The sequence below is a fragment of the Clostridium oryzae genome (assembly GCF_002029235.1).
GTDB classification, from domain to species: Bacteria; Bacillota; Clostridia; order Clostridiales; family Clostridiaceae; genus Clostridium_AE; species Clostridium_AE oryzae.
On record NZ_MZGV01000097.1, the window covers coordinates 1 to 12,232 of the forward strand.

10 protein-coding genes are annotated in these 12,232 nt (G+C 33.6%); 7 read left to right on the forward strand and 3 right to left on the reverse strand.

The annotated features are described in order from the left end of the window. Positions 1-180: 180 nt before the first annotated feature. From CLORY_RS21345 to CLORY_RS21365, 5 genes are all read left to right on the forward strand, one after another. Positions 181-1,101, forward strand: coding sequence for an ABC transporter permease (locus tag CLORY_RS21345; protein WP_079428353.1), 921 nt, complete (start codon positions 181-183; stop codon positions 1,099-1,101). A gap of 12 nt (positions 1,102-1,113) precedes the next feature. Next, entirely contained in the window at positions 1,114-2,049 is a 936-nt protein-coding gene (locus CLORY_RS21350) for an ABC transporter permease (RefSeq protein WP_079428355.1), read from the forward strand. 8 nt (positions 2,050-2,057) lie between these two features. Next, complete coding sequence (locus CLORY_RS21355; RefSeq protein ID WP_079428357.1) at positions 2,058-3,074, forward strand: ABC transporter ATP-binding protein; 1,017 nt, start codon at positions 2,058-2,060, stop codon at positions 3,072-3,074. After that, positions 3,067-4,047 (forward strand): ABC transporter ATP-binding protein, encoded by a 981-nt coding sequence (locus CLORY_RS21360; protein WP_079428359.1) that lies wholly within the window; start codon positions 3,067-3,069, stop codon positions 4,045-4,047. The genes CLORY_RS21355 and CLORY_RS21360 overlap by 8 nt, the downstream gene beginning before the upstream one ends. A gap of 137 nt (positions 4,048-4,184) precedes the next feature. Further along, the gene (locus tag CLORY_RS21365) at positions 4,185-5,831 is read left to right on the forward strand and encodes a peptide ABC transporter substrate-binding protein (protein WP_079428361.1); all 1,647 of its coding nucleotides are present in this window, start codon (positions 4,185-4,187) and stop codon (positions 5,829-5,831) included. A gap of 75 nt (positions 5,832-5,906) precedes the next feature. Here the strand turns inward: CLORY_RS21365 and CLORY_RS21370 are convergent, their stop codons facing one another. Then, the gene (locus tag CLORY_RS21370) at positions 5,907-7,196 is read right to left on the reverse strand and encodes an SH3 domain-containing protein (protein ID WP_169911711.1); all 1,290 of its coding nucleotides are present in this window, start codon (positions 7,194-7,196) and stop codon (positions 5,907-5,909) included. A gap of 129 nt (positions 7,197-7,325) precedes the next feature. Here CLORY_RS21370 and CLORY_RS21375 point away from each other — a divergent pair, with 129 nt between their 5' ends. Continuing rightward, entirely contained in the window at positions 7,326-8,123 is a 798-nt protein-coding gene (locus CLORY_RS21375) for a serine hydrolase (RefSeq protein ID WP_079428365.1), read from the forward strand. Next, complete coding sequence (locus CLORY_RS21380) at positions 8,110-9,183, forward strand: dipeptide epimerase (RefSeq protein WP_079428367.1); 1,074 nt, start codon at positions 8,110-8,112, stop codon at positions 9,181-9,183. Before CLORY_RS21375 ends, CLORY_RS21380 begins: the two co-directional genes overlap by 14 nt. 714 nt (positions 9,184-9,897) lie before the next feature. Here CLORY_RS21380 and CLORY_RS21385 read toward each other — a convergent pair. Both CLORY_RS21385 and CLORY_RS21390 read right to left on the reverse strand, forming a co-directional pair. Next, positions 9,898-11,088: a M20 metallopeptidase family protein gene (locus CLORY_RS21385; protein WP_079428369.1), complete on the reverse strand. Its 1,191-nt coding sequence runs from the start codon at positions 11,086-11,088 to the stop codon at positions 9,898-9,900. Between the two features lie 188 nt (positions 11,089-11,276). Next, on the reverse strand, positions 11,277-11,552 hold the full coding sequence (locus CLORY_RS21390; RefSeq protein ID WP_079428371.1) for a DUF2325 domain-containing protein: 276 nt from the start codon (positions 11,550-11,552) through the stop codon (positions 11,277-11,279). Between the last annotated feature and the right edge of the window lie 680 nt (positions 11,553-12,232).

Sequence of the window (12,232 nt, forward strand, 5' to 3'; positions counted from 1 at the left end):
ATATTAAAGTATTAAAATGAAGTAAACAAAAAAAATTTCATAGATTATTTTACCAAGATGAAGTATTAATATTATATATTGATTAATTGCATTTACATGTTATAATTATAAATCATGTATTGTTATAATTATAAGCTGTTTGTTATAATTATACAAAATATCATACTTCGGAGGTGCATAATGTCAAAATATTTGCTCAAGAGAATAGTGTCAAGTATATTCACTCTATGGGTTGTAATAACAATTACATTTTTACTGGCTCATGCGATACCAGGTGGACCTTTTGATTCGGACAAGAAATTGCCACCTGAGATAAAGAAAAATTTAATGATTAAATATCATCAAGATAAACCGCTTTATTGGCAGTATGGAAATTATCTTAAAAATTTGCTCACGTTAGATATGGGACCATCCACAGCGCAGAAAGGAACTACCGTTAATGATATCATAGGCAGAAGTTTCCCGGTATCAGCTAGATTAGGAACTGTAGCTGTATTAGTTTCATTAGCATTTGGAATATTTATGGGGATAATCTCGGCACTAAACCAAAACAGATGGCCGGATAAGCTTGTCATGTTTGTCAGCATACTGGGAGTTACAATACCTAGTTTCGTTATGGGAACAATGTTCATTTATATTTTTGCCGAAAAACTTAGAATTTTTCCTGTATTTGGACTCACAAGTCCTAAACATTATGTGTTACCAGCTATAGGCCTTGCAGGTTTTTCATGTGCGTTTATTACAAGACTTGTTAGATCAAGCTTGCTTGATGTTATCAGACAGGATTTCATAAGAAATGCTAGGGCAAAAGGATTGTCTGAAACAGCTATAATTTTTAGACATGCTTTAATAAATGCAATACTTCCTGTAATAACATATTTAGGCACATTAATAGCAGGTATATTAACTGGAAGTTTTATTATTGAAAAGATTTTTACTATACCGGGACTTGGAAGATCATTTGTAGATAGTATATCTAACAGGGATTACACATTGATATTAGGTGTTACGATATTTTATAGCGCATTCTTGATAATATCAAATTTGATAGTAGATATCTTATATGCACTTATAGATCCAAGAATAAAACTTGAAGGGTAGGAAGTGAAATAAATGGAATCATCTTATGTTGATTATAAAGAATCAGATTTGGATTTTAGTCCAGCCGATAAGCAGAAAATAAAAGAAGATGCAATACCAGGACAAAGCCTTTCATATATGCAGGATGCTTGGAGAAGGCTAAAAAAAGATAAAGTATCTATGCTTTGTCTTATTGTAGTAATAGTCCTTGTATTAATAGCTATTTTTGGTCCTTATATATCTAAATTTGACTATGCAAGCAACAATCTTCTGAATGCAAATAAAGCACCTAATAAAGTACATTGGTTCGGTACAGATCAGCTTGGAAGAGATATTTTCGTAAGAGTAATGTATGGAGCTAGAATATCCCTTTCAGTAGGATTCGTCGCTGCTATTATCAATCTTACGATAGGTCTATTGTATGGAGGGTTTGCCGGATATAAAGGTGGAATGGTTGATAATATCATGATGAGAATAGTAGATATATTATACAGTATACCTATGATGCTCTATGTAATATTACTTATGGTGGTAATGGGAAAAGGGCTTGGAAATGTATATATAACACTAGGAATCGCATACTGGACTGGTATGGCACGTATAGTTAGAGGACAAGTACTCTCACTTAAAAATCAGGAATTTATTCTTGCAGCAAAAGCAGCTGGAGCAAATGGAAGAAGAATCTTATTGAAACATCTTATTCCTAACTGTATGGGTCAGATAATAGTTACATTAACCTTATCAATTCCAGATGCAATTTTTACAGAAGCATTTCTAAGCTTTGTAGGTTTAGGAGTTTCTGCACCAATGTCAAGCTGGGGTACATTATGTAATGATGCTCTTGCAACATACAGATCATATCCATATCAACTTTTTATTCCTGCTATGGCTATATGTATAACAATGATAGCATTTAACCTCTTAGGTGATGGTCTTAGAGATGCTTTAGATCCTAAAATGAGAAAGTAGGTGTGACAATGGAGAATATACTTGAAGTAAATAACTTGTGTACCTCATTTTATACTTATGCTGGAGAAGTAAAAGCTGTAAGGGATGTATCCTTTAGTTTGAAAAAAGGTGATGCATTAGGTATAGTTGGAGAATCAGGCAGCGGAAAATCTGTCACTATGATGTCGATAATGAGATTACTTTCTGACAATGGAAAAATAACTGATGGTACGATAACATTTAGCGGAACGAATATAACGAATCTTAAAAAGAGTGAACTTAAGGCGATAAGGGGAGACAGAATTGGTATGATATTTCAGGATCCTATGACATCCCTAAATCCGCTTTTGACAATAGGAAGACAGCTTATGGAGCCACTTGTGGTTCACAGGAAAATATCTAAGGCAGAAGCTGAAAACAAAGCTATAGAAATGCTTAAACTTGTAGGTATACCTGAGCCGGAGAGAAGACTTAAACAATATCCGCATGAATTTTCTGGTGGAATGAGGCAAAGGGTTATGATTGCTACAGCACTTATATGTGAACCTGAGCTTGTAATAGCTGATGAGCCTACTACAGCACTTGATGTAACAATTCAGGCACAAATCCTTGAGTTGCTTAAGGATATTAAAGAAAAAATGAATACTTCTATAATAATGATAACTCATGATTTAGGAATAGTAGCTGATTTATGTGACATGATAAATGTTATGTATGGCGGAACTATAGTAGAGAGAGGAACAAAGAGGGATATATTCTATAATTCGAGACATCCATATACATGGGGATTGCTAAGGAGTGTACCTAATCCCAAGAATTTGATAAAGGAAAGACTGAAGCCTATAGAGGGGCAACCACCAAACTTACTTAATCCTCCAAAAGGATGTCCTTTTGCTGCTAGATGTGACTATGCTATGGGAGTATGCCTTGAAAAGAAACCACAGGGTTTCGAGATTAGTGACACTCAAGTTTCAGCTTGCTGGTTAAATCATCCTGATGCGCCGAGGATTGAAAATCCTTTACTAGGGAGGAAAAACAATGAGTAATGAAGATAAAATTCTATTAGAAGTTAAAAATTTAAAAAAATATTATCCAGTTAAAAAAGGATTTTTTAATAATAAGGTTAGTTACGTAAAGGCTGTAGATGATGTTTCATTTTATATTAAAAAGGGAGAAACTTTAGGTCTTGTAGGTGAGTCAGGATGTGGAAAAACAACCTGTGGAAGAACAACATTGAAGTTGTATGAACCTACTGACGGAGAGATAATATTTGACGGAAAAAATATAGAAAAACTGTCAGAAAAAGAGATGCTTCCTTATAGAAAAAAAATGCAAATAATATTTCAGGATCCATACGCATCACTTGATTCACGTATGACAGTTGGAGATATTATTGGTGAATCTATGGATATTCATAGATTAGCCTCTGGAAAAGAAAGAAAAGAAAAAATTCAATATCTTTTAGATACTGTAGGGTTAAACCGTGAGCATATCAATAGATATCCTCATGAATTTTCGGGTGGACAAAGACAAAGAATAGGTATAGCCAGAGCTTTGGCAGTAGAACCAGAATTTATTGTTTGCGATGAACCCATATCTGCACTTGATGTATCAATACAAGCTCAGATTGTAAATATGTTAGAGGATTTCCAAGAAAACTTGAATCTGACATATCTGTTCATAGCACATGATTTATCGATGGTTAAACATATTTCCAACAGAATAGGAGTAATGTATCTTGGTAATATGGTAGAGGTTGGAGAAAGTAACGAATTGTATTCAAAACCACTTCATCCATATACTCAGGCTTTACTATCAGCAATACCTATTCCTGATCCAGATGAATCTGCAACAAAATCAAGAATCGTACTCAATGGCGATGTACCAAGTCCTATTGATCCGCCGGAAGGTTGTAGATTTAGTGGAAGATGTAAATATGCAAAAGATATTTGCAGACAAGTTACACCAAAACTTAAAGAAATGGCTCCAGACCACAGTGTGGCATGTCATTTATATTAATTTGATAATTATTATAGGGTTGAATTGCAGAATTCACAAATATAAAAAATATGATGAAAATATAAAAAGTATGTCTGCATTTTACCCTAATATATATTCTATATTACAAAATTATATTAATAAAAGGGGGACTTTTAGTGAGTAAAAGAATTCTATCCAAAGTTATCACAGCAGTTTTAACTGTATCACTTACTGCTACTTTGCTTTCTGGGTGTGCAAGCAAATCAAAGGATGCAGGAAAATCTTCTAGTAAGAAAGATGTTCAAAGCATTGTTTATAATATGGGGGCTGAACCAGACTCGATAGATCCAGGTCTTGGTACTGCAATTGGAGCATCTAGTGTTGATAATGCTATGTTTGAGGGTTTAATGAAGTTTGATAAGGATCTAAATCCTGTACCTGCAGCTGCAGAAAAAGTAGACTACGATAAAAACAATCCTGTTAAATTTACATTCCATATCAGAAAAGATGCTAAATGGTCAGATGGAAAAGATTTAAAAGCACAAGATTTCGTTTATGCATGGTTAAGAGTACTTAATCCAAAGACAGCAGCAGGATATGCAACTCAGCTTTATTATCTTAAAAATGGAGAAGCATACAATTTAGGTAAAGCTAAAGCTTCAGATGTTGGTGTAAAGGCTGTCGATGATAAGACGCTTGAAGTAGAATTACAGAATCCTACACCATATTTCCTTCAGCTTACTGCCCTTGCTACATTAATGCCAGTAAGACAGGATATAGTTGAAAAAGATCCAGAAAAATGGACACAGAACCCAGATACATTTATAGGAAATGGACCATTTAAAATGACTAAATGGACACATGATTCTGAGATAGACTTTGTCAAGAATGATAACTATTGGGATAAAAAAGAAGTTAAATTGGACAAATTAAAGTTCTTAATGATGACAGATTCATCATCTGCGTTAAGTGCTTATGAGACTGGAGATATAGATTATCTTGATACGATACCTGCTACAGATGTTAAGAACTACCTAGCTGATGGAAAGGCAAAGGCTATTCCAAGCGTTCAAGATACTTATATTGCAATAAACAGTAAAAAGAAATTATTCCAGAATGTTAAGTTAAGAAAAGCGCTTTCTTTAGCTATTGATAGACAAGGTATTGCAGATGCAGTTTTCCAAGATGGACGTAAACCTGCTACAGGATTTATTCCTTTTGGAATAAAAGATTCAGATTCATCAAAAGAATTTAGAACTGTTGGCGGAGACTACTATAGCGGTAAAGCTGATATAGCACAAGCTAAGAAACTGTTAGCAGAGGCTGGATATCCAAATGGTAAAGGACTTCCAACGATTGAGTATTCTTACAACTCAGATCCAGTAAACAAGCAAGTAGCTCAGGCTCTTCAGGATATGTGGAAGAAGATTGGAGTAAATGTAAAGCTTAATGAAGTTGAATGGAAGGTTCTTTTGACTAATCTTAAGCAGGGTAAATTCGATATTTCAAGAGATAACTGGATTGGTGACTATATGGATCCTATGACATTCATGCAGCTTGTTGTTAGCAATGATGGAAATAACGATGGAAAGTATAAGAATTCTAAATATGATAAACTTATTGCAGCAGCTAAACTAGAAAAAGATCCTGCAAAGAGAATGCAATATATACACCAAGCTGAGGATATACTTATGGGTGATGTGGGAGTAATACCTGTTGTATTTGGTGTAAGTACAGTAGCAGCTAAACCATATTGCAAAGGCGTTGTAAAGACACCGCTTGGTGGAATGTCCTTTGACAGAGCATATGTACAAGGTAAATAAATATAAATAGAAGCAATATAAAGAGTCGGATATTTTCCGACTCTTTATTAGGATTAGGCTTCTACAATGATTATATTACTCATATACAACACAGGAAGTGAACGTATTTATAAATGGTACACCTTTGGAATTTTTTAATGTTACTGGAGAAATAGCAACCATCATAGCTGTTCTGCATTCGTAGGCACCATTCTGTGTCAATACTCCATATTCGGCAAAACTGTGTATCATATAATGGATATTATCATGTTTTCCTAAGTACATCATTACATGTCCATCTTTAAAAATTGCCGCTCCGGGTTTTAGGCTATCAAGTTTTTGATTCCTTATTTTCTGATTATCGTGCTCATTAAAGATTATGGAGTTTTTTGTATTTATGAATGAAGCTTCTTGTTCATCAGCGTTTCTGGGAAGTTTAAATCCGAAACTCTTATAAATCGCAAGAATGAAACCTGAACAGTCTTGCCCAAAGTTCTTATCTCCCCAGTCGTAACCTGTACCAAGAAATTTAAATGCTTGCGACAAGATATTAGCTCTGGTATAAGGAAGATAACCTTCAATTATGGAAGAGGATTTTTTAAGTTTAACTTCTTTATAGTATAATGCACCATCAACTGAGCGCAGGGGAATTTTTACATATAAATAATCTGAATGTGAAGCAGCAGGTTTAGTTAGGTATAATTTAGTTCCCATGCCATAGCTGATAGAATCATATCCATCATAATTAATTGATATGGTGATACGTTTGTCTATGACTGTTAGAAAATTTTTGGTTTCGATATAGTCAAAGACATCTTTTCTGTTTTTTGAAATGGCTATGTCATCAGCTTTAACCCAGCCGTAATAATTATATTTTTTCACAAAATACCATTTTTTATCCTTGCTTGAATGAAGAAGTAGTAATGCTTCACATGGCTCACAGCCTGTTTCCTGAAGTCTATCGAAATTCTTCATTTCTGCATGCTGAAGAGAAGCGTAAATAGCTGTATCAGTTGGGAAATTTCTTAATTGAGTTTTTTTAAAAGTAATACCGTACTTAATTGGATTTTTTTCTAACACGGCCTCAAGATTAGTGTTGAGAACAAGCTGTTTATAAAAATTGCTTTCAATAGGGTGTCCTTCAGCACTATACATTTGTTTTTGTGGAATTTTATAGCTTTCAATCAGATTTGATAGTGTGTTGAAATCAATGTAACCTTGCTTGGCATCAAAATCACACAATACAGGTACCTTTTTTGATATCTTGTAGTTAAAATCGCTGATAGCATTTGAAGATAATATAAGGCCATCTGCATCGTTTATCTTAGTTATCCAGAAAGAAGCAGAGTTCATATACTCTGGAATTTGACAATCTATTTTATACATAAGGCTGCACCTCGCTTTAAAATAATATGTATATTTATTATACATGTTAGTGAATAAATATTGTATAATATTTATTAAAATACAAACTTATTAATATTTTAACTATATCATAATATTGGAGTTGATAAATTGATAGAAAAAGCAATAATTGATTACATGAAAAATAAAGATATACAATATTCACTTGTAATAAAAGATTTGCATAATGACGAGTGTATAATAGATGTAAATGGTAATACAAAGATCCAATCAGCATCAATAATAAAATTATTTATTATGGCAAGAGCTTTTGAAATGACTGAAAATGGTGAATTATCTTTAGAGGAAAGGATTGCTATAACTAAAAAAGAAAGAATACCTTACAGTATAGTGTATCTTCTCGATGAAAACACTACTTACACTATTAGAGATCTTATCACTCTTATGATAATACAAAGTGATAATACTGCAACTAACGTACTTATTGAACGTTTGAAGATGAGCAATATAAATGACTTTAATGCTAGGTATGGTTTTACAAAGACTTCTGTGAAAAGAAAGATGTTAGATTTTGAGACTAGAGAAGCTGGTATCGACAATGAGACATCAGCGGCGGATGCAGCTAGATTTCTTCAGCTAGCTTATAAAGGCAAGTTAGTAAGCGAAAAAGCCAGTGAGCAGATGCTTGAAATAATGAAAAATCAACTTGACTATTCAATGATGAAGCTTGATTTACCAGATGATGTTATTATAGCTCATAAAACTGGTGATCTTACAAACATAAAAAATGATGTGGGTATAGTATACTCTAATAAAGGTGACTATATATTTTCTATGTTTACCTGGAATGCCAAGAGTGACAATTATGCCAGAAACGTACTCGGTAGAGTTTCTTCGATGTTTTACAGTTATTTTACTAAAGGAGGAATAGAAATTGAAAATTATTGATATAAAACTTAAGGAAATATCAGTACCGCTAAAAAAACCATTTAAGACTGCTCTTAGAACGGTTAACAGTGTGGAAGATATAATTGTGGAGGTACTAACAGATACGGGAAACACGGGGTATGGTGAGGCTCCTCCAACAGCGGTAATAACGGGAGATACTAAAGGGTCTATAACAGCAGCTATTAATGAGGTTATAAAGCCATCTCTAATAGGTATGGAAGTAGATAATTTTGAAAGCTTAATGAGTAAACTTGATAAATGCATCGTTAAAAACACCAGTGCTAAGGCTGCTGTAGATATAGCACTTTATGATCTATATGGACAACTGTACGGAATTCCAGTATATAAGATGCTGGGCGGATACAGGAATAGAATTGTTACGGACATAACTATAAGTGTTAACGATCCAGAGCAAATGGCTAAAGATAGCGTAGAAGCAATGAATTTAGGGTATAAAACTTTGAAAATCAAGGTTGGTAAAGATAGTAAACTTGATATAGAAAGATTAAAAGTTGTAAGAAAAGCTGTTGGGTATGACATTGATTTAAGAATAGATGCTAATCAGGGCTGGAAACCTAAGGAAGCTGTTTATATACTTAAAAAGATGGAAGATGCAGGACTTAACATTGAGTTCGTAGAGCAACCTGTACAAGCTCATGATTTCGAAGGTCTTAAATTTGTTTCGGATAATGTTTATATACCTGTAATGGCAGATGAAAGCGTATTTTCACCCATGGATGCTGCTACAATAATGCAGATGAGAGCTGCGGATTTAGTCAATATCAAGCTTATGAAGACAGGTGGAATACATAATGCACTTAAGATATGTTCTTTAGCTGAAATTTATGGAGTAGAATGCATGATTGGCTGTATGCTTGAAGCTAAGGTAAGTGTAAATGCTGCGGTTCATCTAGCAGCAGCTAAAAGCGTAATAACAAAGATAGATCTAGACGGACCAGTACTGTGCAGTGAAGATCCAATTCTAGGTGGAGCTGTTTTCAATGAAAGCATCATAACAGTAGGTGAAGGTGCGGGATTTGGAGTTAAAGGGATTAAATAAATAGAAGAGTAAAGAGAAGGAAGAAATTCTGCTTTAGGCTGAATTTCTTCAATAACTCTTACTTCTTACTTACTTATAAATTGAATTTATTGTTAAAAGGATGTAATTATATAATATACGAAGTAATAAGAAGAAAGCTCTTAAGAAAATACTAAAAAACAAATAAATAAGAAAAATAATTTGTAAGAGGTAATATAGAAAATAGCACTTTGTAAATGCATAGAGCTGGTTAAAGGGGTTGAGTGGCCGTAGGAGGCATTTTCCAGCCGACGGAGGTCACTCATCCCTTATTTTAGTCTATAGGAATTTATGATTTTTTCCAATTGTGGATAACTTTTAATCAAAATTAAGATTCACCACTAAATAGGAGAAAAGGTGGTTATTAAATGAAAAAACGATACAACGTGTTTACGAAGAAGTTAACAAGAAACAGTAATATATTTTGAAATTAGAGAATTAAGATAAGAAGGCAACAGAAGCAGTATAATAAAAGCATCTTGTTAATATTAAGAGTTAGGGCATTAAAAATGGTTACATCCGACGGAGGCATTTGGAGTGAGTTTAGCAATTACCCATGTCTTTTAGGCAAATTTCCGTTAAGATGGCGAATTGTTTGAGGCGTAGCCGAGTTATGAGCCATTAGGAAATTTGCCTAAAAGATGTGGTGTAATTGCTTAATGAACGTAACCGGCCGACATAGGGTGTAACCATTTTTTATAAATGTCCGTTTAAATATCGTAGTGCATAAAGTGCAAATACTGAGGATGCTTTTGGCAGGATATCCTCGTCGATGTTGAAATTAGGGCTGTGAAGACTATGAACAATGCCTTTTTCTTCATTGTAAGTTCCTACACCGAAAAACGTAGAAGGTAGATTCTGCTGGAAATTCGAGAAATCCTCACCTATCATAACGGGTTTAGATAATTTTATTACGTTGCCTTCCCCAAACATTTCATGGCCGACTTCTTCTAGTAAAGCATTCATATCATCATTATTAATAACTGGAGGATAATATGGCGTATAATCAAGTTTATAGGTTGCTCCGCTGCTATCACATATGCCTTTGATTTTACGCTCCATAAGTTTTGGAATAGAATCTCTTATATCATTACTAAAAGTTCTAACGGTACCTTCCAATTCGGCTGTATCTGGAACTATATTATAAGAAGATCCTGAATTGAAGCGACAAATGCTTATCAATACAGGTTCTAACTGATCTATCTGTCTTGAGATTATATTTTGAATTCCGGAATAAACTTCACAAGCTATTGCAATAGGGTCTACAGACAGGTGAGGTGCGGCACCATGACCTCCTTTGCCTATTATTGTAATCTTAAATCTATCCGGAGCTGCCATCATAGCACCATATCTAACGGCTATACAGCCGCTAGGTGCATCAGGCCATGCATGCGCTCCAATAACAGCATCTACTTTTGGATTATCAAGTACTCCTGCCTTGATCATTCTCTCAGCTCCTCCTACGGTTTCTTCGGCAGGCTGAAATACAAATTTAACGTTTCCGTGCAATTCATCTTTAAACTTACTAAGTATCATTGCTGCGCCTAACAGCCATGTAGTATGTGCATCATGACCACATGCATGCATATATCCAGGAGTTAATGATTTATAGGATAGTTCATTTAGTTCATTTATTTTTAGACAATCCATATCAGCTCTAAGCATTATGGTTTTTCCGGGAAATTTGCCTTTGAGTAATCCAACGACTCCAGTTTCGCCAATATTAGTTTTTACTTCTAAGTTTAGTTTTGAAAGGATACTTGCTACTAAAGCAGAGGTTCTGAATTCTTCCAATCCACTTTCTGGATGAGCATGAATATCCCTGCGTATATTAATAAGTTCATTATTAATAGAATTTGCAAGCTGGTTAATTTTAAATTTATACATAAGTTGTAACCCCAATTTAATTACATATATTATTATTATATATGCAGCCCTTGAAGTAAATCAATGGAAAAGTGAAGTAAACATATAATTATTGTAGGATTGCATCTTGATGTAATACCAGGAGGACAATAAACGTGTTTTGATAAATCGATAAGATTATATACTAAGTTACTGACAAATAAGTGAGTTTAAAGTTGTTCTAAAAGGTTTGAAAGTGATGAACTACTGCTATTAGTGCATCTAATAACAGGTATGTTTTTTTTCCTTGCTTCTTTAATTGCCGTTCTAATCATTTTATGAGATACGGTTGATGTAAATAAAACAATTCTGTCAGGATAGCCAATGGCTTTATCGAATCTGGCTGGCATTTGTGTATATATTTTTACTTTATGACCTTTCTTATTACAGACATTTCTATACTCTTCATACATTCTATCATGTCCACCAATAAGCACTAAACTCATAACGATATAGTTACGCCAAAAACAAAAAACAGTAAATAAAGAGGGCTATTGTTATGTGTTTTAACGTAACATCCTCCTTTCATAGATTTTTTCTATTTGACATCTATTATCTATGGACCATAAACAATCTATGCATTATTCATAGCACTATAATATAAATGTCATTATTAATATAATTGCCTAAGAAAGCACGTTATATTCAATTATTGGGTATAAAAATACTATAGATATTTAGAGGAAAACATTAAGAGATATTTTTGAAGAAATAAAAAAGATGGTTTCATCATTTAGTGTTGTGACAAACCCGTATTTATCTGAAATTTGTAATTGTGAATGAATAAATTGTATGCGTTGCTAAAAAGATGCAACTATATAATATATGAAGTAATATTGAAGATAGCTCTGAAGAAAATACTAATAAATAAACAAGAAAAAATTTGTGAGAAGTAATATAGAAAATAATATTTTGTAAATGCATAGAGCCGGCATAGGGTAGGAAGTGGTTGGAGGAGGCATTTTCCAGCCGACGGAAATCACTTCCTACCCTTTTTTTCTCTTTAGGAATTTATGTATTTTGCCAATTGTGGATAACTTTTAATTAATATAAAGATACACCACTAAATAGGAGAAAAGGTGGTCACTAAATGAAAAAATGGTACAGCGTGTTTTACGAAGAAGTA